This is a genomic window from Legionella sheltonii (assembly GCF_026191355.1).
GTDB classification, from domain to species: domain Bacteria; phylum Pseudomonadota; class Gammaproteobacteria; order Legionellales; family Legionellaceae; genus Legionella; species Legionella sheltonii.
Genome location: NZ_JAPHOQ010000011.1, coordinates 14,293 through 38,422, shown reverse-complemented (window position 1 = coordinate 38,422; position 24,130 = coordinate 14,293). Strand labels below are relative to the sequence as shown.

Genomic DNA, 24,130 nt, shown 5'->3' with positions numbered 1-24,130 from the left:
TAGTGTGCACACTGGGAGATTCCTCATGTCATCCGGAATAACGGAGGGAAATTATACTTTTGCAACTTTGCCGTCTGTCTTCATGCAGCCAAAGAACAGGAGCTTATTTCATACCCATTTGCGTACTCAGTGTTGACTGGTCAATCCCACAAAACTCCAACATCATCGGAATATCAATTCCATAAGGAGTAATCTCGCGTGTCGCGTCGTTAATTTGTAGAAGACCAAAACCTTGTCCATATGCGGTATAAGTTGCCACATTCTTATCCAAAAAAGCCTGAATTGCTTCTTGAGCGAGCTCTAAGCTCCCTTCAAATTCACCTTTCTCAACATTTAAATATGAATTTTTTAACGCGATACGAATCGTATCATCTTGTATTGAATTTTCTTCTAGCGAGTTTTCTTTAGAAAATAATTTTTCTATTTTTGGTGTGGTTTTATATAGTTGCAATTTCATGGAACATCCTTTTTTAACTAAATTTTGCTCTCAACGGAGATGAGTTTATCTCTTAGGCCTAAAAATGGAAACTAGGGCGTGTTGACAATTTATCCCCACCGGCTACGTGCCGCGACTTGTTCGCGGCATACAGGAAATGGATGCGCGACTTAAACATTTTCGAGCTGTTGCCACAAGATATGATAAATTGAAGAGAAATGATGCGTCAATGCTCGCAATGGCTTGTTCCTATATTTGGCTACCAATGTAATCAGTGAAATTTAGGTGATATCATCGCATTGAGTCCAACACTCTGATCAAAACAAGGAAGCAAAATGAAGTCATTTATGTCTATATTATGGCAAGCAAGCGAAATGGTACACTATACGCTGGTTCAACATCAGATTTAATTAAACGAGTCTGGGAACATAAAAACAACCTGATTCCGGGATTTACAGCTAAGTACAATGTACATATATTGGTTTATTACGAGGTTCATGAAACCTATATAGAAGCTGCTCGACGTGAAAAGCGATTCAAAAATTGGCCCAGGCAGTGGAAGTTAAATTTGATTGAGAACCTAAATACAGAATGGCATGATCTTTATGAAGAAATTTGCCACTGATTAAGATCGGCTGGTTGCCGCGAACACGTCGCGGCACGTAGGCGGTGGAGATGAATTGTCAACACGCCCTATGGTTTTGATTCCAGGTTTGGTTTTCCTTTTCTCTTTTTTAATGGCATGGCCCTATACTACTTCATACTTAGCTGATGCGTTAGTGTAGACTCATCAATCCCACAAAACTCCAACACCTTAGGAATATCAACTTCATCGACGGAAGAAATAATGTCCCGAAGGGGGTGCTCGTTAATCAACGTTTGCAAGTTCTTTCCTTGCAGAAAAGGTAGTAGCTTATCATCTACAAAAGCTTGAATTGCTTTTTGAGCGAGATCTAAACTGCCTTCAAATGCACCTTTCTTAATATCACAGTTTCTACCAAAAAATACAATTCGAATCATATCATTTTGTGAAGGCTGATTTTTTTCCTTATTTTTATGATCATCATTAATTTTAAAATTAAAAAATTTTGGTGTATGGATAGGCATTTGATTTATCATAGGAGGTCCTTTTTATTGACTAAACTGTGCAATAATAACTCAAAATTTCGCATTATGCAATCATTATGAGTGCAACAACAAATGCCGCACGTTGAAGATCACAGTCGTTGCAGATCATTCATCAATAAGTGCACCAAGAGTACACAGAATACAATAATAACCAGTCGATGCAATAAGAGCTCCATGGGCACAGAGACCGCTTTACCACGAACTTTTTCAATAAGTGCATAAACAATTGAACCTCCATCCAAGCCAGGGATAGGAAAGAGGTTAATCACCGCAACGGCAAGACTTAAGCTAGCGATGAAAAACAGGAATACAATGGTTCCTTGCATCAGGGATGACACCGAAGCGGCAAAGATGCCTATTGGTCCTAACAACACAGAAAAAGGGATTACCCCAGTGAATAATTGCTTTAAGGTCATTATAAAAAAATAAACCATATTCCCCATAAACTCATTGACTTGATGGATTGCATCTAAGAGGGATGGAGCCTGTAGTGTACTTTTGGCCGCACCCAGATTGGGTTGAATCCCTAGCTGAGTCAATAAAGATAATTTTACCCCACGAAAGTGTTCTTGACTTAAATCAAGCACAACGATGGATTCTTTCCCATCCGCGCGACTTAGCGTTACTGGAATATTTTTTTTCCCCCATAGAATCACTAAGCGCATACCCACATCACTCCATGTTGGAGTAGCCCTGCCATCAATAGCGATGAATTGATCTCCTGGGAGCATTCCTGCCTGGGCTGCGGTACTTTTAGGGAGTACTTCTTTAATTTCAGGCAAAGTGTACGTCAAACCAATGCTGTACACTAAAACAAAAGCAAACCAAGCAATAATCAAATTTGCGGCAGCACCAGCTAATAAAATGAGGATACGCTGCCAAACAGGTTTTTTATCAAAACATTCGGAATATTGTGCAGGCTCCACGGGACTAATGCGTGTATTTTCCAATTGGACATACCCTCCCAAAGGAAAAAATGCCCATACCCATTCACAACCGCTTCGGCTTTGCCAGCGCAATAAGGGTTTACCAAAACCTATAGAAATTTTTTTAATTTTTACTGAAAAAATGCGTGCTACTAATGCATGCCCCCCTTCATGAATGCCTACTACCAAAATTAATGTCAGTATGATGGCGATAATTGCCAAAAACATAAGTTACTCCTTCACCGAGGGCGAGTGTTATCTACGATCAATTCTAGTACTGGTGTTCCTTTTCTACCACCTAATTCATAACCTTTACGATATACTTCAAAAATCCGATACGCTTGATTCGACTCACTATCAACTAATTCAACATCATCGCCTTGTTCATCAACTAACGTAACCGTTAAATGAATTTCACGAAATCCAGCGATATGATATCGTTCTTTAAATAATTCTAATACACGCGCCAAACTTTCTGCTGCCTCTTCGCCACTGTGAGCACCTTGTAGGATTATGTCCATGATCGACTCCCCATAACTTTGGGATTTTTGTATAAAACCCTCTACTCTTGTTAGCGGCTGAATAAAGATGTACTTTAATTTTACAAGAAGTTTTTTTTCATCAATCTGGGTGCAGCGAGGATCTCCGGTTTTACTTCCCCGGAATATGAAGTAGCAACTCTTCGCTGAACTTGGGATGATCTCTGCACTTTTCTCAATCGCAGAATCCCATTTCGTGGGCCAGAAGAAAGAAATAAGGCAGCGTATACTACAAATTTAGTGGCTAATCGTTTACAATCCCACGATTAACTCAATAATTCATATTCTAATAACTTATATTCTATGGTGTTTGTTGCTTGCGGACTAAATCATAAAACTGCTCCAATAAACGTGCGTGAAAAAGTCGCATTATCTCCTGCTACCCAGGATTCCGTACTCGATAGTTTGTTGTGTCTTCCTGAGGTCAATGAAGCCGCTATTTTATCTACTTGTAATCGCACAGAAATTTATTGTGATACTGAAGATCCACAAATCATCACTCACTGGCTTACCCAAGAACATCAATTACCCGCAGAATCACTGTCTCCATTTATCTATATGCATAAAGGGCATCAGGGAATCAAACATCTTTTACGCGTTGCCAGTGGTTTGGATTCGATGATGATCGGTGAACCTCAAATCCTTGGGCAAATGAAACAAGCATACCAACAGGCATGCAATCTTGGCGCCATAAAAACCGAATTAAGACCAATTTTTGAATATGTATTTAGTGCGTCGAAACGAGTACGCACTCAAAGTGGCGTGGGCACCAACCCCGTATCAGTTGCCTATGCAGCAACACAATTAATAGGTCAACTTTTTACAAACTATAAGCCATTGAATGTATTTTTAATTGGCTCAGGGGAAACTGCCTCATTAGTTGCTAAATACTTACGCCAACAAGGCGTTGAGCGTTTTATGATCGCAAGTAGAACATTAGAAAATGCAGAGAAACTTGCCAACTCATTTAATGGACAAACCATACCGCTCACCCACATTGCCGAATATCTACCACAGGCAGACGTTATTGTGTCGGCAACAAATTGTCCCATCCATTTTATTAATAAAAATTGGGTTGAGCAGGCGCTAAATCAAAGAAATAATGCTCCCATGTTCTTTTTGGATTTATCGGTTCCTAGAGATGTTGAAGACAGCATTAAAGAATTAGAACACGTTCATCTTTATAATATCGACGATCTACAAACCATGATCGATAAGGGAATGGAAGAAAGACGCCATGCTGCATTACATGCAGAGCAATTAATCGATGAGGAATTGAATAAGTACATCCGCAAACATCGTTCGCTTAAAGCCAAAAAAGTCATTTGTGATTACCGCAGTCAAATGCAAGATTTGGCACAAAAGGAACTGCAACGCGCTTTAAAAAAACTTTCCGCAGGACAATGTCAGCAAGTCGTTTTAAATGAGTTTAGTGAACGCCTGGTCAATAAACTGACGCATAACCCTACTGCGGGTTTACGACAAATAGCCAAAGATGGGCGAGAAGATTTATTTACTTTAGCTCAATATCTTTTTAATACAACAACACATCAAACATCCTATGAAGAAATCTCTTGAACTCAAACTACAGCAAATGCTGGAGCGATATCAGGAAGTGGGTCGTTTACTATCGGAAGCTTCCATAATTGCGGATCAGAATCAATTTAAAACGCTTTCAAAAGAATACGCCCAACTCGAGCCTGTTGCGACCTGTTATGAAACCTATATTGAAGCCCAAAATAATTTATCATCACTGCGCGAAATGCTCGAAGGTGACGATAAAGAATTAGCGTCAATGGCAGCAGAGGAATTGGAAAGCGCCCAAAAGCAAGTGGAAGAACTTGACGAGCAGCTACAATGGCATCTGATTCCCAAAGATCCAGATGATGAACGGAATGTTTACCTCGAAATTAGGGCCGGAACCGGTGGCGATGAAGCCGCAATTTTTGCTGGCGATCTTTATCGGATGTACAGTCGATATGCGGAGACTCAAGGTTGGCAACAAGAGTTAATCAGCGCCAATCATGGTGAGCATGGCGGATATAAAGAAGTTATCACACGAATTAGTGGTCATTCAGTTTATTCACAACTCAAATTTGAATCCGGTGCACATCGAGTTCAACGCGTTCCTGAGACTGAATCTCAAGGTCGTGTCCATACCTCTGCATGTACGGTTGCGATTATGCCCGAGGTTGATGAAATTGATGACATCCAAATTAATCCTGATGATTTACGTATTGACACGTATCGCTCATCAGGCGCTGGAGGCCAGCATGTCAATAAAACCGATTCGGCCATACGCATCACCCATATCCCAACGGGTGTCGTAGTGGAATGCCAAGACGAGCGTTCTCAGCACAAAAACCGTGCTAAAGCGATGTCATTACTTAAAACCCGCTTACTGGATGCAGAACAAAGCAAACAGAAGAAAGAACAGGCGCAAACTCGTAAATCGCTGGTAGGTACTGGTGATCGTTCCGAACGAATTCGTACTTATAACTACCCACAAGGCCGATTGACCGATCACCGCATTAATTTGACGATTTATCAACTCGGTGACGTAATGGAAGGTAATTTAACTTTGGTCATCGATCCATTAAAACGTGAGTACCATGCCGAATTGCTCGCAGAGCTGGGACGAAATGATTAACATCCGCACAGCTCTGGGAAAAACTCCGGATCTGGAAACAGAGATTTTACTCTGTCACGTTTTAAATAAAACCAGAACTTATCTCTATGCCCATCCTGAGCAATTATTAACCTCGTTACAGTGGGAGACCTTTCAAAATTTAATGGCTCAAAGAGCCCAAGGGATCCCCATTGCCTATCTCACAGGAGAGCGTGAGTTTTGGTCGCTCAATTTAAAAGTCACCCCACACACGTTAATTCCGCGACATGAAACAGAGCGATTAGTTGAATTAGCCTTAGAGCTCATTCCCAATCAACCCAATACCTATGTGCTTGAATTGGGTACAGGAAGCGGAGCAATTGCTTTGGCACTTGCTAAAGAAAGGCCCAATTGGAATATTGTTGCTGGAGATATCAGTCAAGAGGCCTTGAATATCGCTAAAGAAAATGCTCAAAATCATAAAATTCAGAATGTCAGTTTTCATTTATCGAACTGGTTTGATAACATTCCACAAAGACCCTATCATGCCCTTGTTGCTAACCCTCCTTACATTGCAGAACATGATCCGCACTTACAACAAGGTGATCTACGTTTTGAACCACGAAATGCTTTGGTGAGTAGTCAAGAAGGCTTAGGTGATCTACAATGTATTATTAAACAAGGTCATGAGTACCTTTTACCTGGTGGCTTGATCTTGCTGGAACATGGGTACGATCAAAAATTAAAAGTACAAGCTATACTTAATGAATTACAATATAAGAACGTAACCTGTTGGCAAGACATTCAGGGCAATGACAGAGTAAGTGGGGGTTGGCGATAATTTTATTGATGATAGAATAGTTTTTTGGTATACCTAACCGCTTTCTGTAAACCCAGGTTGTACGAGTTGGGTACGGAGGCTAAAATGATCGAACAATTAATTGATAAAAACAATGAGAGACGACACAACGTGAAAAACGACGCAATAGGTAGTATGGGTATCACCCCCTACAAGGAAACCCCAGGTGAAGAATATATGAATGAAAACCAGTTAGCACATATTGAAAAAATATTGCTCGCTTGGCGTCAATCATTGATGGAAGAAGTTGACCGTACAGTAACGCACATGAAAGATGAAGCGGCTAATTTCCCTGATCCTTCAGACAGAGCGAGCCAAGAAGAAGAATTCAGTATTGAATTGCGTACTCGTGATCGTGAACGCAAACTGATTAAGAAAATTGAAGATGCATTAGAGCGCTTGCGAAATGAAGATTTTGGTTATTGCGAAGCATGTGGTATCGAAATCGGCCTTAAACGTTTGGAAGCAAGACCCACTGCGACTTTATGTATCGATTGTAAAACTTTGTCTGAAATTAAAGAAAAACAAAATCAAGGATCCTAATAATGTGTACCTCTCCCGCAAGCCGGGAAGAGGTCTCTTCTACTCCTCTTATTTAAATCATTCTCAAATCAAACGGTAGTCAGAGTGAACGCTAAGCAGCCATTTTTGGGGCTGCACTACGCTTAGCACCAACCGACAATTTTTTAATTGATGTAGCCCTATGTGGAGCGAAGCGAAATCCGGGGTATAGAACCATAATTTCTTATCCGGAAACCGACAGTATTTTGTATGTCAGGTGTTTGGAGTATCTTTTGCGCGCAAGATGCGCCAAGTGCAGCCGCTCGGTGAATAGGGCACGAACATCTGCCCTAAATCACCCCTTCAATTTGCTGTAAATGCCGCATGACCGATCCCTTATTTTTTTCAAAAACCGCATTAGCATTTTTAATCATCTGCTGACGAAAGGTGGGATCCGTATGCAACTTAATGATTCCGTCAATTACTTCATTTGCTTGTTGTACTAATAAAATACCCTGGGCTGACTTTAGATCATTGCAAATCGCTTTAAAATTATGAACCTGGCTGCCACTTAACACCGGGACATTCATCGCGATGGGTTCTAATACATTATGCCCACCAACCGGAACCAAGCTACCACCGACAAAAGCGTAATCACTGATTTGATATAAGCCTAAAAGCTCACCCAGGCTGTCTAAGACCACAATTTCATTTTCCGGGCTTAAGGTATTTAAATCAGAACGTAACCCAGTCTTAAATCCCGATTGAAGGCATAATTGATATACGGTTTGAAAACGTTCTGGATGACGTGGAGCTATTAAAAAAATCAAGCCAGGAATTGCTTGTTGCAATCGTTTTAGATGAGCTAAAAGTTGTGCCTCTTCATTGTCATGAGTACTTGCTGCAATCACCGCAACCCGCTCAGCTCCCCAATGACTTTTCAAATCACTAAAACGTTTGCTGTCGATTGTATTAGTTTGCAGGTCAAATTTCATATTTCCTAAAACATGCACTATCTCATTTCTTGCTCCTAAGGTGGTATAACGTCGTGCATCCTCTTCTCCTTGCGCCAAAATAGCAGAGAATTGATTCAAAATCGGTTTAATTAGAAATTTGATCTTTTTATAGCCATTTAATGAATCATCTGAAATCCGTGCATTAGCGAGCAGTAACGGTACTTTTGCTGCCCGTGCTTGATAAATTAAATTCGGCCATAACTCAGTCTCCATAATCACCCCAACCCGAGGCTGAATTTGTTTAAAGAAGCGTTTCAGTATGCCGGGAAGATCATAGGGGAGGTATTGATGCGTTACCTTATTACCAAAACGTGCCTGTACACGCTCAGAACCTGTTGGCGTCATCGTGGTAACAAATAAAGACCAATTTTTTTCCAACATCGCATCAATCAATGGAATAGCAGCAATAACCTCCCCCAAAGAGACGGCGTGAATCCAGACGTCAACCGGTTTATATTCCTGTTTTGCAAGAAAAAAACGTTCTAATATACGTTCCCTATAGGCAGGTAAGCTTCTTCCTTTCCACCATAAACGGACTAGAATAAAAGGGGTGAGCAAATACATCAAAAAAGAGTAAAAAAATCGCATATAAAACCAAACCCAAAAGGCGACAGTATATACTTAAAATGTGGTATAAAGCGATAAAATCAGTTTAATGAACGAACTTAAGGAATCATTTTAATGTCTCTTCGGGACTTCTTTATCATCTCAACCTGGTGGGGAAAGATCATTGGCGCATTTTTCGGCTATCTAATCGCCGGTTCTACAGGAGCAATTTTCGGTCTCTTGGTGGGTAACTTTTTTGATCGCGGTTTATACAACTATTTTTCCAATCCTCATTGGCTGTATTACGCTGAAAAACGCAAAGTAATCCAAAAAATCTTTTTTGACGCCACCTTTTCGATTATGGGGCATTTAGCCAAAGCAGATGGTCGCGTTACACAACAAGAACTGGATATGGCGCGTTTATTCATGGACGAAATGCGTTTGAACAACGAACAAAAAAACCGGGCAAAGCATTTATTTAATGAGGGCAAACAACCCAAGTTCAATCTCGATGCAATGCTTGAAGAGTTAAAAAAAACCTGTAAGGATAACCGTGACTTATTACGGTTATTTATTGATATTCAATATCGTGCAGCACAAGCAGATGGGCTTGATGCCAGGAAAATCCAAGTACTGGATAAAATTTTTTCCAGGCTCGGCTTTGCCCCCCTTCACAATCAATATCGCTTTTATGAAGATTTTGGCACAAGTTATTCATCCGAGTCACAATATAACAGCAAGCAACAATCAGAACAATCGCAACAATCCTATTCCTCATCCCATTCATATTCATCCTACAGCCGATATAATTATCAACCGACTAAAACCAACATGGATTATGCTTATGCTCTTTTGGAAGTGTCACCGGATGCCAGCAAGCAAGAAGTGAAAAAAGCGTATCGACGTTTATTAAGCCGCAACCATCCCGACAAATTAATTGCACAAGGCTTACCGCAGGAAATGATTAAAATGGCAAATGAAAAAACCCAGAAGATTGTGAAAGCTTATGAATTAATTTGCACCAGTAAAGGGTGGTAATTCCGCTTCTTTTTCAAAATAAGATATAAACTGTGAATGCGTATCAGTCTTTCTTATTCTGCATCGAATATTCTCGATGAACTGCTCATCGATATTGTTCAAATTGCCTTGCAGCAGATAATGCTGATAAATATAATTTAAAAAATTCGAGCGAAGTTCATCGTTGTATTGCCACTTATCAATGTCCTTTATACACGAAATAAGAGCTTGCATGTTGTTAGAATGCAAAGCCAACTAAAAAAAACTTATTTTTTTAGTTGAATACCCATTTTAGTCGATCTCAAGAGGATGCTCAAAATATCCGCTCCAATCAGACTCCTGATTTTTTGCTACTTGCTCCTTAAAAAACAATTTAATTGGAGCCAAATAAGAGTACATAACCGGAGGAGGTTTAGGTTGAAACTCAGGAAGCTTTACCATCCAACCATGGATAAAGGAAAAAAGTAGCTGCCGCGAATATTCATAATCATGGTGAGCGCCAGGTATCTCTAGAGCTAGATAATTATCTTTATTCGGTCCAAATTCTTTTTTTCTGGCCGCCATTTCTTGTTTGGTCATATCATAATCAAACTGCCCAACAATATCAAAAACAGGCATCTTTAATTCGGGTTTTTTATCTGTATTATTTGGAGGAGGGACATCGTAAGCAGACAACAGGACCAAGCCTTCGATTTCGGGTACAGGAGATTTGCCTAAGAAATCAAATGTTTGTTTTAATTGCTCCCCATAATGTAAAAGTACAACACGCACGTTCTTTTGTTTTCTTAAAGCAGTAATCACTTCTGGGAATTGTTTGATCCAAGGCACAGTAATACTAGTATCATTATTGAGTAATACAACCTGCCATCCATTTTCCGCCAATTGATTGGCCAAATTATCGAGCAATGCGGTGGCTTGTGCCTGCTCACCACCATTAATGAGCAATACGGCTCCATATTTATCCTTTTTTGCAGGCCAATAAGGTAAATCAATGTTTTTGCCATCAACTTTAATTTGGAGTTTGTCAGCAAAAGCCATGGAAAATAAACAGAAAAATATTAAAACTATCCTTGTAATATATTTCATATCATCCTGATAAATTTGATCCTGATCGATTAAAAATGAAATCAATTCGCTTCGTTAAGCGAAGCGGGCCGTCATCCCTCACTATGCTCAGGATAACTTGGCTCACGCTAACGGCAAATTATAGGCACTTCAGCAAATCCAGACTGTATTGCTGGATGTACTGCATCTAGTCCGCTAACTCGATACCCGCCTGATCCAACATTTCTCTGGCTTTATCGCCAAGAATTTTATGTGCTAATGCAGTCGGATGTACTAAATCAAAAAACAAATAACCTGTACATGCATCCTGAGGTGCCTTAGGTTTGACTGATGCGACCATTTTCAAAATGGATGTTTTGGTGATGTCTTCAACTACTGAATTAACACAAGTACCCGTTAAATTGGTAAACCCATAATCTTGTGGATGAGACATCAACTCTTCAAATGCTTGATGCAGATCATAATACAACCACTGAACATCAGGATGTGCTTGTTTTAGCTCATCAATCGACTTACTGAGCATGTTATTATGTTCTCTGGCAAAATAAGTCATCTCATTCACGGAACCAAATTCAATTGCTGCAGGAGTTCTTCCTAAATCAGGCAAATTAACGACTAAAATATGTTTCGCACCTTTTTCAACTAAACGTTGTACGCTGTGGATAATTCCTGTATGTACATCGTGTAATGTTTGCTCAACCTCAGAAGGAAATGCAAGATAATTATTTGAACCTATCCATATAACAAAAAGACTGTTTTCACTTGCTTTATCATGATGTTCTGATAAATAATTGTTCACTTCTCTTCTTAGGGTAAATAAAACATCGTCAGCCCCTTCTTCCTCAGATACACCCGCGCCTCCATAAGCATAATCTAATAAATGAGCGCTAGCATTTTTAGGAAAGTAAGAAGCGATTACATGTTCGATCCACACGGGTCCATTAGAAAAACGACCATCATAATAAGGAGGAGATGGAGGTAATTGATATTTCATAAACTTATATAAATTACCGTTATCAGACAAACTATCACCAAATACAACTATATTATGAAGAGGTGTAGCCCATACAATCCCAGAGAATAAAAAAGCCCCTATAGTTGCTAACAGTTTCATGAATACCCTTAAGTTCTAATCCTAAAAAAAGCAGCGTCATCTTGATTAAAGAGGACTACCGCACTGAATTTTGAAGAGTTTATCTGGTTATTTTAAAAACAAAAGCCTTCCGCATTATAGTATGAAAGATCCTTTATAAGCAATTTTTTTAAGTGTACGCATTTTTTGTATTTTTTAATTATTTATCAAATAGTTAAATGCAATATAACGCTTCTTGGAAACAATACAATAATGCAAATATGCTTATTTCATGCACAAAAAAGAGACTTTACGGTCTTTCGATTGCACCCTAAGCAAAAGATATTTATATTAATATTTTTTGCCAAGGAGGCGCGTACAATGGCTTTTGAACAAAATTTTATCCTCAAATGTCTTGATTATATGGAGCAAATTCTTTCTGATGAAAAAGAATTAAAAGAAGCGATTAGTCATTTTACCGAAAATAAAGCAGATAATTCGCGCTATCAATTAAACTCTAAAATTACTGACTCCTCACAATGGAACGAACAGGATAAGCTGTGCTTAAGCGCTGCTCTTTTTGAAGCGATTACCCGTACTTCTTTATCTTTTTACGCAACAAACGAGGAACGAGCCTATGAAATAAATTCAGCGAATACAGCATTTCAAGAACATTTTTTACCGGCCCTGACTGAAAATACTGACCCTGACAAACGAATTGATTCCGTGAAAGAAAAGATTGTACGTATGAAAACTAATCTGAAAAAGGAAATAGAACACGCTGAAAATCCTCATGCTTTTTTTACCCCGGTCACCGCAGGCTTGGTCGTTCTAGCTGCTGCAGCGACAACAGCAGCTTTATTCGCTTACAAAGCATAGAGAGCCTGGGCTCAAGCACCCAGGTTACAGATTATGCACTGCCAATTAAAGTAATTTTTAGCTGACGTCCACAGACCCAAGCTTTAGTTAAATCACTCATTACCTCTTTAGGCATGCCTTTAGGCAGGCGCACCGTTGAATGATCGTCATGAATTTTAAGACCAGTAATTTGTTTACTTTGTAAACCCGCCTCATTCGCAATGGCGCCTACAATATTACCTGGTTTCACACCGTGAATTTTACCGATATCGATTCGGAATAAATCCTGTCCTACTACTTCATCATTAAATTTTTTACGTCCATCACGTGAACCTTTCTTGTCCGCAGCAAAACCTTTTCGCTCCTCTGTTCGAGAACGTTCAAATTTGCCACCACGCTCAGCACGACCTTCTTTAGCCGGACGGGGGGATTTAGGTAATACTTGCTCTTTTTGCCAAGGCAAATCCTTGTTTAACAACAAAGCAAGTGTTGCCGCAACATCTACTGCAGAAACATCATTTTCTTTAATGTATTCTTCAATAATTCGTTTGTATGAAGGCAAGTTTGCATGTTCTAAACGTTCTGTGATATTTGCCATGAAACGTTGTTGACGTGCAGTTTGAATCATATGGTCATTGGGCACTGCCACTTTGGTAATACGTTGACGCGTATGACGCTCAATACTGCTAATTAAACGGGATTCTTTAGGGGTTACAAATAAAACAGCTACCCCAGAACGCCCTGCTCTACCTGTTCTTCCAATGCGATGAACATAGGTTTCATTATCATGGGGTAAATCATAGTTTATTACATGGGTTACTCGCTCCACATCCAGACCGCGAGCAGCCACATCCGTAGCGACCAGGATATCAATAGCTCCTTGTCTGAATTGCGCAATAATACGCTCACGTAATGCTTGAGTAATATCACCATGTATGGCCATAGCCCGCAGGCCTTGTTGTTGCAAGAGTTCGGCAACTTCTTCAGTACTGCTTTTAGTGCGTACGAATACAATCACTCCTTGATATTCTTCTACAGCCAATACACGTAATAGGGCATCAGGTTTTTGGTGTCCAGAAGCAAATAAAAATCGTTGTTCGATACTTTTCACAGTAGCGGTTTCTGCTCGTATTTCGATGGACACAGGATCATGCAAATAAGTGTTGGCAATTTGTCGAATACGATAAGGCATAGTTGCTGAAAACAGACCTATTTGTTTCTTTTCAGGCAGTTTTGCCATGATGGTTTCAATATCTTCAATAAAGCCCATACGCAACATTTCATCCGCTTCATCAAGAATGAATGTACGCAAATTATCGAGATTCAAAGTACGTCTGTCGATATGATCTAAAATACGACCAGGAGTTCCTACCACAACATGAGCACCTGCTTTTAATTGTTTTAATTGACGGCCATAATCTTGCCCACCACATAAAACAGCAACAGTAACACCCCGTTGTTTAGCACTCAATAATTCAAACTGCTCGGCAACTTGAATCGCTAATTCGCGAGTTGGAGCCAAAATTAAAGCTTGAGTACCTTGCACATTAGGAGATAAATTTTGCAATATAGGCAAAGCAAAAGCAGCCGTTTTTCCTGTTCCTGTTTGCGCCAAAGCAATCGCATCTCGACCTTCCATCAGTAAAGGTATCGTTTGTACTTGAATTGGAGAAGGAGTAGTAAACTTCATATCCTCTAGTGCTTTATTTAAAGCATCTGAAAAATTAAAGGACGCGAAGCTTGTTATTTCTTGAGACATAAAAATCCTGATCGATTAAAACATAACCTACAAAAGGCTAAGTGATATAAAAATTGAACAGTATAATAACAAAATAAACAAAATAATGCACTATATTTATAAAATTATCAAAGAAACTCAACCTTAATTTTAAAGAGTGATAGCCTGGATTAGCGCTTGCATCACCTAACTATTTATTTCGAATATTAATGCAACGACGCAATATTTTGCTTCTCAAAAAAACCAGCTGAGAAATCATAATCCCGTTAGGGTAACTGCCATTAAAGTGAAAGACTTTCCCTCCTCCCCTCTCTCACCAGTGGGAGAGGAGATTCTAAAATTAATCAGATGAAAGGTTCCTCAAATCAAAGCTGCCAAACGGCATGCCTGATCAATTGCATGACGCGCATCCAACTCTAAGGCTTTATAAGCGCCACCGACCAAATGTACGACTTTTCCTGCCTCTTTTAAGGGGGCGAACAATTCAGCCAATTCGACTTGTCCAGCACAAATCACTACTGTATCTACAGGTAAAATCTGAGATTGCTCATTAATGCATACATGTAGGCCTTCATCATCAATGGCATCATACTGTACCCCAGAAATCATTTTGACTTGTTTATGCTTTAAGCTGGCACGATGAATCCATCCCGTGGTTTTACCCAAGCGTTTGCCCATTTTTTCCTTTTTACGTTGTAACAAATAAACTTCGCGAGGACTCGGAGTAATTTCAGCAGGTTTAAGACCACCTCGAAATGTTCCATAAATATCAATTCCCCATTCATTGTAAAACTGCTCCCTGGGAACTGGGTTTTGGTGCGTTAAAAATTCAGCCACATCGAAACCAATTCCGCCTGCACCAATAATCGCTACACGTTGGCCTACCTCTTTTTTTCCCGTAATCACATCGATATAACTCGCCACTTTGGGATGATCAATACCAGGAATCATGGGCATACGTGGTTTAATCCCACTGGCTATAACAATCTCATCAAAATCCTGCAATTGTTCTAATGTTGCTTCGGTATTTAGACGAATAGTAACCTTAAATTTCTGCAGCTGATAATTAAAATAATCCAATGTATGTTGAAAAATTTCCTTTCCTGGAATTCGTTTTGCCAAATTAAATTGACCGCCGATTTGATCGTTTTTTTCAAATAAGGTCACCTGATGGCCTCGCTCTGCAGCAACTGTTGCAAATGCTAGCCCCGCTGGGCCCGAGCCCACAACTGCAATGGATTTTGGTTGTGCAGTGACCTCATAAATCAATTCTGTTTCATTGCAAGCACGAGGATTCACTAAGCAAGAAGCGGTTTTGTTGACAAAAACGCGATCAAGACATGCCTGATTGCACGCAATACACACATTAATCGCTTCACTTTCTCCTCTTTTAGCCTTCTCAGCAAATAATGGATCGGCTAAAAAGGGTCTAGCCATGGAAACCATATCCGCAACTCCAGACTCAATTAATTCATTCGCTAATTCAGGGGTATTGATCCGGTTGGAGGTGATGACTGGAATTTTAACTTCCGGCTTTAAATGTTGGGTGAGATGAGTAAACGCTGCAGCAGGAACCATGGTTGCTATTGTTGGAATTCGCGCCTCATGCCAACCAATCCCCGTATTAATGAGCGTCGCTCCCGCTGCTTCAATCGCTTTAGCGAGAATCACTACTTCCTCCCAACTGCTGCCATCCGCAATCAAATCAAGCAACGACAAACGAAAAATAATAATAAACTTCTCACCTACGGCTTCGCGCACGCTGCGAACCACTTCAATGGGAAAGCGGATACGATTTTCATAACTGCCACCCCATTCATCCTGACGTTGGTTGGTATGGGTGACGATAAATTGATTCAGCAGATATCCTTCGCTGCCCATGATTTCAATACCATCATAACCAGCCAATTGAGCGAGACGAGCGCAACGCGCAAAGTGTTTAATGGTTTTTTTAATACGATACTGGCTCATTACCCAAGGCTTAAAAGGGCTTATGGGCGATTTGATACCGCTGGGTGCCACAATAAATGGATGATAGCCATAACGACCTGCATGCAAGGCTTGCAGAATAATTTTGCCTCCGGCTTCATGGACTGTGTGGGTAATTAATTCATGTCGATGTTGTTCTTTACTGTTCGTCAATTTAGCCGCAAATGGTGCTAAACGTCCTGCGCGATCGGGTGCAAAGCCACCTGTGGTAATTAATCCTACCCCGCCAAGTGCCCTTTCTCGATAAAACTGTGCCAAACGATTTAAACTTTCCTTATCTTCTTCAAGGCCAGTATGCATAGAGCCCATCAACAAACGATTTTTTAATTGGGTAAAACCTAAATCTAAAGGCTGAAATAAGGCCTTAAACGGGGTATTATCAATTCTCAATTCCATGAGTGCTCTCACAAAAAGACATCAAAACGAAAAATAAAAGTATAAACCCTGTTGGCATCTTTTCACAGTGAATAAGTAAGAAACTTATGGCATCATCGATGCAGAAAATCTAGAGGAAAATTCAGCTTTGTGTGCCCAAGTTGGCTTTTCGACGCCCCTGGAAGTGATTGGCAACAAAAGCTCCTAGCAGAGTAATAGTGCATCCAGCAAGGGAGCGTAGTGAGATGTGTTCATCTAAGAAAAAAACACCCATTAAGGTGGATACGATAGGCAGCGCATAAAGTGTTATGGATGCATTGGAAGCAGATAAATATTTCAACACGTACCCCCATGCCAAATACGCTAGAGCTGCTGGGAATATACCCATATAAATAACGGCGGCGGTAGTTTGAAAATCAGCACTTTGAATTTGCTGGAGCATGTCAGGCAAAAATAGGGCTAACAATAAAGTGCCACCCCACATAACCCAAGCAATGATTGCCACAGGATGATAGACACTCACAAATTGCTTTTGAATGATAGTTAAGATCGCACCCATTAATGCAGATACCAAAATCGCCAGAATTCCCTGTTGCATTCCAGGCTCCGAACTCTCTCCAATCGCCAATAAAGCCAGACCCAATATACTGATGAAGATACCGAACCAAACGCCGCGCGTCAGTTTTTCCCGTAAAAAAACCAGTGATAAAAGTACGGTCATCACCGGCATTAAACCAATAACAAAACTGGCTATGCCTGCAGAGACGCTTAACTCCCCATAATTCAAACAAATATTATAAATACCTATCCCTGCCATCCCCGCAAGCAGCAGTTGAATACGATCCTTCCATACCACTCGTTTCTTAATTCCTAAACTATAGTAAATGACCAACATACACAGTGATGCAACAATAAATCGTAAAAGAGCAAGCGCTCCTGGAGAGTAGCCGGCTAAACCAATACGTATTCCAACGAATGCTGAAGCCCAAAAAACAATGGCAATAATAATGACACAGCTTACCTTGAACGACCGCATGTTGCGCACCTGCCTTGGGAAAAAATAATGGACTTATTGTACCTGAATTATCCGATACAATCACGTCGCTTTAGGATAATTCAAGCACACCCAAACCGCTGATTTTCACTATTAATTTAAAGCGTACAAATGCTGCATTGCAGCATAAAATCATTGATTTTAAGACTTTTTTTTACAAAATAACAATTTATTAAGTGCAATATGTAAAAAAGCTTGGCATTTTCATTTTTTATAAACTACTTTTAAAGAAGGGCCTGCTCCTATTGAGGATGAATCTATGGATGACCCTTTTGCTTCTTTAAACGAAGCCATTGAAGCCGTTTTTCATTTGATCCCCATGAGAAATGGAAAATACACCTATGATGAAATTCAACAGCTCAAAGACGCGATGGATAACTATGAGGCTAATGAAAAAACAAGCTTCCGTAAATTGGTAAAAGCTTTAGGATCAGCATTACCCCATTTTGAAAAGTGGGGAATTAATTTTGAGCCTATAAAAAAATCCGTTGATTCGCTGGCTGAGCAACATAAGGACGTTGTTGACTGGAATAAATACCTCCTTCACCGTCCTAAAATTTCATCCAGACTCCATTTTTATGCTTTGCAAAATCCTCAACATGATGTGGAGCTTATCCCCTGGCTAAACACAATATCTGAAAGAACTTCCCCGCAACAAGAGCCTGAATTACCCGCAATGTTAATTGCGCATAGGAATTTTCTTGGGTTTAGCAAAAGACTAAATTCTCATTTGAAAAAAGATCCGGAATTTTTATCACGTTTGATTATGGAATCTAAAGAAAATTTTATTCAGATTGCTGGCACACGTTTAATTCTCTACTTAACCGACGAACAACTCGCCAAAGCAATAGTTAAGTTCTTACCTGACTTGCTGCAAAACCATCCAGATCCCCTAGTCCAAGTAGAGCAACTCATGGATAAACTCAATGGAATATTATCTAATGGACGCTCTATTTCTGCACTTTTACGCAATTCGGTAGCCGAAAAGATTTTGACTCGATCAGAATTTTCAGAATTCTTTAGAATATATCAGAGTGAAGAATATAAAAATCGTCAAGAACATTCTTCGTTTGCAGAAAATGATTTTAATTCGATCAGTATGACAAATATACCGAAGTGACCCTCATCCGCCCTACAGGCACCTTCTCCCCCAGGGGAGAAGGGATTCAAAAGTATCTACCCCTTTGAAAAAGAAAAAAACCTATCCCTTTTCTAAAGAGGGAGCATTTTAAAATCCCCTCTCCCGTTATCGGGAGAGGGGCAGGGGTGAGGGCAAACATACAGAAAGGAAATTATCCTTAATCCAACAACCCTAAAGACTTAACGGTATCACGCTCTTGTCTCAACTCATGCAATGTCTTGTCAAACATCTCACGACCGTACGCATTAAAAGGTAATCCCTCAACGACACTTAACTCTCCGTGTTCGCGGCGGCAAGGGAATGAGAAGATTAACCCTTCATCCACACCATATTCACCTTGAGAACTACGACACATAGAGAATGATTCACCTGCAGGAGTATCATTAACCAAATGATTCACACCGGTGATTATGGCATTAGCTGCTGAAGCAGCAGATGAAGAACCACGTGCTTTGATTACTGCTGCACCGCGTTGTTGTACCGTAGAAACAAAAGTATCTTGCAACCAAGACTCATCAATCACTTGAGCTGCAGAAACGCCATTAATCTTCGCATTATAAAAATCAGGATATTGAGTCGAAGAATGGTTCCCCCAAATGGTCATTTGAGTGACTGCAGTGATATCAACACCTGCTTTTTTAGCCAACTGAGTACGTGATCTTAATTCATCTAAAGTAGTCATGGCATAAAAACGATCATTAGGTACATCTTTGGCATGATGCATTGCAATCAAGCAGTTTGTATTGCAAGGATTACCTACTACAAAAACGCGCACATCATCGCTTGCATGATCATTAATTGCCTGGCCTTGCTTGGTGAAGATGCCGCCATTAATTTCCAATAAATCAGCGCGTTCCATCCCTTGTTTACGTGGCACAGAACCAACCAGTAATGCCCAGTTCACGCCGTCCATTGCCTTATTCATATCTGCAGTACACACAACACGCTTCAATAAAGGAAAGGCACAATCATCAAGCTCCATTGCAACTCCTTCCAGAGAAGGAAGCGCTGCTTCAAGCTCAAGCAGATTTAATTCTACTTCCGTGTTTGCACCAAACATTTGTCCGGAAGCAATACGAAACAATAATGCATAACCAATTTGTCCAGCTGCCCCAGTAATAGCAACTCTAACTCGTTTATTTGCCATGTGATTTCCTCTTATTTTTTAGGTAACCGCTGCACAGTCTTTCTTACGAAGCGGGAAAGAAAGCTCAATGCATGATTACATTTTTTGTTACAAAACTCGCAACATGATACTATTGCATTCCCAAACAAGCCAGTATAAAAGAGTAATGATCCCTTTATCGTTGTACATTCACATTCCATGGTGTATCCGCAAATGCCCTTATTGTGATTTTAATTCCCACAAAAGCCCGGAAACGTTGCCAGAGCAAAATTATATTCAAGCACTTATTGCTGACTTAAAAACTGATTTGCAACACATTGAAGCACGTGAGATTTACTCTATTTTCCTTGGCGGTGGCACCCCGAGCCTTTTTTCTGCTCAAGCCTACGACACCTTATTTACTGAATTGAGGCGCCTTTTGTCCTTTGCCAAGGATATAGAAATCACCATGGAAGCCAATCCAGGTACTGTAGAGCAACAACGCTTTACTGAATACCGACAAATTGGTATTAATCGGCTTTCCCTGGGCATTCAAAGCTTCAACCCAGAACATCTACACGCCTTAGGCCGGATTCATGATGCCCAACAAGCGCATCGTGCCATTGAATCCGCCCGTAATGCCGGGTTTACTAATATCAATTTAGACATTATGCACGGTTTGCCCAAACAAAGTGTAGCTCAAGGAATCGATGATTTACGTACGGCAATCGCGCATCAACCCGAACATTTATCCTGGTATCAATTAACCATAGAACCAAATACGGTATTTTACAAAGTAAAACCTCCATTACCTTCTGAAGATGAAGCGTGGCTTCTCGAGGAAGAAGGACTCGCTCTACTTAAAGAATCTGGTTTTTCACGCTATGAAATTTCTGCCTTTGCTAAACCAGATCGACAAGCCCGGCATAATTTAAATTATTGGTTATTTGGCGATTACTTAGGCATAGGTGCCGGAGCCCACGGCAAAATCACTACGAAAGAGCGAGTACTAAGAACGCGCAAGCACCGTCAACCCAGAGAGTATCTCGACTCTGAAAAACCCTTTTTAGCCAGTCTAGAAGAAGTGAACACTCCCGATCTTCTTTTTGAATTTATGCTCAACACAACGCGTTTGGAACAAGCCATTCCTTTAGCACTCTTTACTCAAACCACGGGGTTGCCACTGAGTCATCTGCTCCCTAAACTCCAAATTGCGGCAAATAAGAAACTCATCACGTTAACAGACACCCACTGGCAAGTAACTGCTTTAGGAAGACGTTACACCAATGATTTACAGGCTCTGTACTTATAAAGAGCATACCCGCATAAGTTCACTCATCCGTCCTACGGGCACCCTCTCCCTGGTAGAGAGAAGAGATATTCTTTAACTCAAGTTGAGAGCACCCCTGTCCCTCTTTTGGGAGAGGGACAGGGGTGAGGGCAACTGTACTCTAAACTCATAACTCCACGAATTACACTCATACTATAACGCAGCCACTTGCTTGAAAATAAAGATTATTCAATAATAAGTGACTTTCCGAAAAAGGAGCAATCGGTGATATTGTTCATATTCTTGGTAGTTCTTGCTTATTTAATGGGATCTTTTTGCTCTGCAGTCATTGTGAGTAAAACGTTTTCTTTGCCTGACCCACGGATTGAGGGTTCAAAAAATCCTGGTGCCACCAATGTTTTGCGGCTTGCAGGAAAAAAATATGCAGCCCTGGTTATGGTTACCGATATACTCAAAGGTACTATCCCTGTACTCATCGCCAAACTCTTGGATGCCAGCCCTGCCACAGTAGGGTTTACTGCTTTAGCAGCAGTTATCGGCCATATGTATCCGGTTTTCTTTGACTTTAAAGGAGGAAAAGGGGTTGCAACGGCAATTGGAGCGCTCTTGGGTTTTCATTTTCTTGTCGGTGTTTTAGTCGCAGCAACTTGGTTGTTGGTTGCTAAATTCTCCCGCTATTCCTCTTTAGCATCCATTACAGCTATAGGCTTTTCTCCATTTTATTCGCTGTTACTTATCCAACGTTTGGATATTTTCCCCCCTATTTTCATCATGGCCCTCTTAGTGCTCTACAAGCACAAAGACAATATTGTTCGACTTATTGATAAAAAAGAACCAAAAATTAAATTAAAGAATAATGTGATTAACGAGATTATGCAGGATGAGCCGCCAGAGGCTGCGACACCAGCTAGAACAGCAGAGCCATCTGTACCAGAAGTAGAAATTGAGGTAGAAACCATCACCATTACCGAAACCATAGTGACTCCACCTAAAGCAACAAAAACAACTAAAACTACAAAAACAACCAGCAAAAAGGCCGAGTCACCTGAAAAGAAAACCAAGACGACTAAAAAACCAGCCGCGTCCAAAACAAAAACCAAGACGCCTAAAGAGGAATAATAAGGAAATGCTCATTGAAGTTCGTCCATGAGATTAAAGAATGGACGAACCCAATTGGAAAATAGAAAAACAAATTAAGCCAAAGGCCATCTTGCCTTAACTTCTACGCCAGTACTAAAATCCTTCTCTCCCCTTAACATCCGCAAACATCCTGCATAAGCAATCATCGCACCATTATCGGTACAATATTCTAAAGCGGGAAAATAAATCGTCCCGCCAATACTCTGAATCCATTCACTTAAGCCTGAACGTAACGCTTTGTTCGCTCCAACTCCCCCTGCAACTACCAATTGCTTACACCCAGATTCTTGTACCGCGCGCTTGCATTTAATCATTAAGGTGTCGACAACGGCTTGCTGAAATGCCTTGGCAATTTCAGCTCGTGCCCGTTCATCTTTTGCACTTTGATTCCAAGTATTTAAGGCAAATGTTTTTAAACCGCTAAAGCTAAACTCAAGGCCGGGGCGGTCGGTCATAGGACGTGGAAAACGATAAGGAGTTGATTCACATTGATCTGCAAGCGCTGCGAGTACCGGACCTCCAGGATAGGGTATTCCCATTAACTTGGCGGTTTTATCAAACGCCTCACCCACAGCATCATCAAGAGTATCACCGAGTATACTGTATTTCCCCAAATCGCTGACTTCAACCAATTGGCAATGGCCACCGGATACCAAAAGCGCAATAAAAGGAAATTCGAGTGAAGGAGTTTCCATTTTTGCCGCCAAAAGATGAGCTTCCAAATGATGAATGGCTAACGCAGGAATTTGTAATGCATAGGCCAGGCTTTTGGCAAAACAGGAACCAACCAGTAATGCGCCAATTAGCCCTGGTCCTGCTGTATAAGCAATTCCATCCAATGCTTTTTTATCAAGACCTGCCTGTTGTAATACTTTATCGAGTAAAGGCACCAAATAATTAATATGATCCCGGGAAGCCAGCTCAGGTACCACACCACCATGCACTCGATGGGTATCAATTTGCGAATGCAACGCATGCGCTAACAAACCAGCATTGGAATCATAAATGGCTACCCCAGTTTCATCACAAGAGGATTCAATACCTAAAACCAACATAAGAAGAACCTGATATAAAAATTCAGCCATTGTACCATATATCATATAGACTGGGTGAAACGCAGCGGAGGCGGAAAATTCACTGCTCGATACCAGTTTCAACTAGCCTCTCCTCAATCGTCTACGTTCACGCTTAACCGCAGTAGCGTAGCCCTGAGACGTGTACTTTCCTCAGATAACCAAATATTCAAGCTATAATTATTAAAAAATAAAATTGTTGATTTAAAACTTGACGAGTGCGTCAACTAGCACTAGAATTGCCCACCTATTAAGATCAAATAACCAGAGGACTATTTAATGCCTACAGTTCGCGTCAAAGAAGGCGAAAATCCAGAATACGCACTGCGCCGTTTTAAGCGCTCTTGTGAAAAAGCCGGTATTTTAACCGAGTTACGCCGTCGTGAATTTTATGAAAAACCAACTGCTGAACGTAAGCGCAAGCAAGCTGCTGCAGTAAAACGTCATCTGAAGAAAATTTCTCGTGATATGACAGCAAAACAACAAGGCGGCAAACGCCGACGTAAATAGGATTTTTGCCTGTCCTGTATTTTTTACTAGGCCACATGTACTTCGCATAGTCACAATTTGATAGATGATTATGATGTTGTATTTCGTGGCCTTTCGCTTTTTAGAATAGATTAAACTTCTTCCAAAACTCATTGTAGTGAGGA

At 40.5% G+C, this 24,130-nt stretch carries 23 protein-coding genes and 1 pseudogene; 12 read left to right on the top strand and 12 right to left on the bottom strand.

Annotation, left to right across the window (positions count from 1 at the left end; genetic code table 11):
* Positions 1-103 precede the first annotated feature (103 nt).
* The gene (locus OQJ26_RS13140) at positions 104-457 is read right to left on the bottom strand and encodes a hypothetical protein (RefSeq protein WP_265704219.1); all 354 of its coding nucleotides are present in this window, start codon (positions 455-457) and stop codon (positions 104-106) included.
* A gap of 139 nt (positions 458-596) precedes the next feature.
* On the opposite strand from OQJ26_RS13140, the pseudogene OQJ26_RS13135 reads away from it, so the two are divergent.
* Together OQJ26_RS13135 and OQJ26_RS13130 are read left to right on the top strand one after the other, a co-directional pair.
* A pseudogene (locus tag OQJ26_RS13135) lies at positions 597-707 on the top strand (IS5/IS1182 family transposase); the annotation flags it as partial.
* 87 nt (positions 708-794) lie between these two features.
* Positions 795-1,061, top strand: coding sequence for a GIY-YIG nuclease family protein (locus OQJ26_RS13130; RefSeq protein ID WP_265704218.1), 267 nt, complete (start codon positions 795-797; stop codon positions 1,059-1,061).
* Between the two features lie 128 nt (positions 1,062-1,189).
* Here the strand turns inward: OQJ26_RS13130 and OQJ26_RS13125 are convergent, their stop codons facing one another.
* The 3 genes from OQJ26_RS13125 to OQJ26_RS13115 form a co-directional block, all read right to left on the bottom strand.
* Complete coding sequence (locus OQJ26_RS13125; protein ID WP_265704217.1) at positions 1,190-1,555, bottom strand: hypothetical protein; 366 nt, start codon at positions 1,553-1,555, stop codon at positions 1,190-1,192.
* 98 nt (positions 1,556-1,653) lie between these two features.
* Positions 1,654-2,718: a M50 family metallopeptidase gene (locus OQJ26_RS13120; RefSeq protein WP_265704216.1), complete on the bottom strand. Its 1,065-nt coding sequence runs from the start codon at positions 2,716-2,718 to the stop codon at positions 1,654-1,656.
* Positions 2,719-2,729: 11 nt separating this feature from the next.
* A complete protein-coding gene (locus OQJ26_RS13115; protein ID WP_265704215.1) occupies positions 2,730-3,011 on the bottom strand; it encodes a hypothetical protein in 282 nt (93 codons plus the stop codon).
* Between the two features lie 321 nt (positions 3,012-3,332).
* On the opposite strand from OQJ26_RS13115, the gene hemA reads away from it, so the two are divergent.
* The 4 genes from hemA (at position 3,333) to dksA (ending at position 7,039) form a co-directional block, all read left to right on the top strand.
* Entirely contained in the window at positions 3,333-4,607 is a 1,275-nt protein-coding gene (hemA, locus tag OQJ26_RS13110) for a glutamyl-tRNA reductase (protein WP_265704214.1), read from the top strand.
* On the top strand, positions 4,591-5,679 hold the full coding sequence (gene prfA / locus OQJ26_RS13105; RefSeq protein ID WP_265704213.1) for a peptide chain release factor 1: 1,089 nt from the start codon (positions 4,591-4,593) through the stop codon (positions 5,677-5,679). Before hemA ends, prfA begins: the two co-directional genes overlap by 17 nt.
* The gene (gene prmC, locus OQJ26_RS13100) at positions 5,672-6,478 is read left to right on the top strand and encodes a peptide chain release factor N(5)-glutamine methyltransferase (protein ID WP_265704345.1); all 807 of its coding nucleotides are present in this window, start codon (positions 5,672-5,674) and stop codon (positions 6,476-6,478) included. The genes prfA and prmC overlap by 8 nt, the downstream gene beginning before the upstream one ends.
* A gap of 84 nt (positions 6,479-6,562) precedes the next feature.
* A complete protein-coding gene (gene dksA, locus OQJ26_RS13095) occupies positions 6,563-7,039 on the top strand; it encodes an RNA polymerase-binding protein DksA (RefSeq protein WP_265704212.1) in 477 nt (158 codons plus the stop codon).
* Between the two features lie 308 nt (positions 7,040-7,347).
* On the opposite strand, the gene waaA is transcribed toward dksA, so the two are convergent.
* Entirely contained in the window at positions 7,348-8,601 is a 1,254-nt protein-coding gene (gene waaA / locus OQJ26_RS13090) for a lipid IV(A) 3-deoxy-D-manno-octulosonic acid transferase (RefSeq protein ID WP_265704211.1), read from the bottom strand.
* A gap of 93 nt (positions 8,602-8,694) precedes the next feature.
* Between waaA and djlA the strand changes: the two genes are divergently transcribed.
* A complete protein-coding gene (gene djlA / locus OQJ26_RS13085) occupies positions 8,695-9,597 on the top strand; it encodes a co-chaperone DjlA (protein ID WP_265704210.1) in 903 nt (300 codons plus the stop codon).
* Between the two features lie 270 nt (positions 9,598-9,867).
* Here djlA and OQJ26_RS13080 read toward each other — a convergent pair whose 3' ends face one another.
* Together OQJ26_RS13080 and plaA are read right to left on the bottom strand one after the other, a co-directional pair.
* Positions 9,868-10,662 carry an alpha/beta fold hydrolase gene (locus tag OQJ26_RS13080; protein WP_265704209.1) on the bottom strand — a complete coding sequence of 265 codons (795 nt, stop codon included), beginning with the start codon at positions 10,660-10,662 and terminating at the stop codon, positions 9,868-9,870.
* 166 nt (positions 10,663-10,828) lie between these two features.
* A complete protein-coding gene (gene plaA / locus OQJ26_RS13075) occupies positions 10,829-11,755 on the bottom strand; it encodes a GDSL family lysophospholipase PlaA (protein WP_265704208.1) in 927 nt (308 codons plus the stop codon).
* A gap of 339 nt (positions 11,756-12,094) precedes the next feature.
* Between plaA and OQJ26_RS13070 the strand changes: the two genes are divergently transcribed.
* Complete coding sequence (locus OQJ26_RS13070) at positions 12,095-12,592, top strand: hypothetical protein (protein ID WP_265704207.1); 498 nt, start codon at positions 12,095-12,097, stop codon at positions 12,590-12,592.
* A gap of 31 nt (positions 12,593-12,623) precedes the next feature.
* On the opposite strand, the gene OQJ26_RS13065 is transcribed toward OQJ26_RS13070, so the two are convergent.
* The 3 genes from OQJ26_RS13065 to OQJ26_RS13055 all read right to left on the bottom strand — a co-directional run bounded on the left by OQJ26_RS13065 (position 12,624) and on the right by OQJ26_RS13055 (position 17,709).
* Complete coding sequence (locus tag OQJ26_RS13065; protein ID WP_265704206.1) at positions 12,624-14,330, bottom strand: DEAD/DEAH box helicase; 1,707 nt, start codon at positions 14,328-14,330, stop codon at positions 12,624-12,626.
* A gap of 339 nt (positions 14,331-14,669) precedes the next feature.
* Positions 14,670-16,694, bottom strand: coding sequence for an NADPH-dependent 2,4-dienoyl-CoA reductase (locus OQJ26_RS13060; RefSeq protein WP_265704205.1), 2,025 nt, complete (start codon positions 16,692-16,694; stop codon positions 14,670-14,672).
* Positions 16,695-16,815: 121 nt separating this feature from the next.
* Entirely contained in the window at positions 16,816-17,709 is an 894-nt protein-coding gene (locus OQJ26_RS13055; RefSeq protein WP_265704204.1) for a DMT family transporter, read from the bottom strand.
* A 277-nt stretch (positions 17,710-17,986) separates the two neighbouring features.
* On the opposite strand from OQJ26_RS13055, the gene OQJ26_RS13050 reads away from it, so the two are divergent.
* Positions 17,987-18,847 carry a hypothetical protein gene (locus tag OQJ26_RS13050; protein WP_265704203.1) on the top strand — a complete coding sequence of 287 codons (861 nt, stop codon included), beginning with the start codon at positions 17,987-17,989 and terminating at the stop codon, positions 18,845-18,847.
* 178 nt (positions 18,848-19,025) lie between these two features.
* On the opposite strand, the gene OQJ26_RS13045 is transcribed toward OQJ26_RS13050, so the two are convergent.
* Positions 19,026-20,015, bottom strand: coding sequence for a malate dehydrogenase (locus tag OQJ26_RS13045; RefSeq protein ID WP_265704202.1), 990 nt, complete (start codon positions 20,013-20,015; stop codon positions 19,026-19,028).
* A gap of 145 nt (positions 20,016-20,160) precedes the next feature.
* On the opposite strand from OQJ26_RS13045, the gene hemW reads away from it, so the two are divergent.
* Positions 20,161-21,285, top strand: coding sequence for a radical SAM family heme chaperone HemW (gene hemW / locus OQJ26_RS13040; RefSeq protein ID WP_265704201.1), 1,125 nt, complete (start codon positions 20,161-20,163; stop codon positions 21,283-21,285).
* 243 nt (positions 21,286-21,528) lie between these two features.
* Positions 21,529-22,383 (top strand): glycerol-3-phosphate 1-O-acyltransferase PlsY, encoded by an 855-nt coding sequence (gene plsY, locus OQJ26_RS13035; protein ID WP_265704200.1) that lies wholly within the window; start codon positions 21,529-21,531, stop codon positions 22,381-22,383.
* 74 nt (positions 22,384-22,457) lie between these two features.
* On the opposite strand, the gene tsaD is transcribed toward plsY, so the two are convergent.
* Positions 22,458-23,459 (bottom strand): tRNA (adenosine(37)-N6)-threonylcarbamoyltransferase complex transferase subunit TsaD, encoded by a 1,002-nt coding sequence (tsaD, locus tag OQJ26_RS13030; RefSeq protein WP_265704344.1) that lies wholly within the window; start codon positions 23,457-23,459, stop codon positions 22,458-22,460.
* 297 nt (positions 23,460-23,756) lie between these two features.
* On the opposite strand from tsaD, the gene rpsU reads away from it, so the two are divergent.
* Positions 23,757-23,987 (top strand): 30S ribosomal protein S21, encoded by a 231-nt coding sequence (gene rpsU, locus OQJ26_RS13025; RefSeq protein ID WP_010652681.1) that lies wholly within the window; start codon positions 23,757-23,759, stop codon positions 23,985-23,987.
* Positions 23,988-24,130 lie beyond the last annotated feature (143 nt).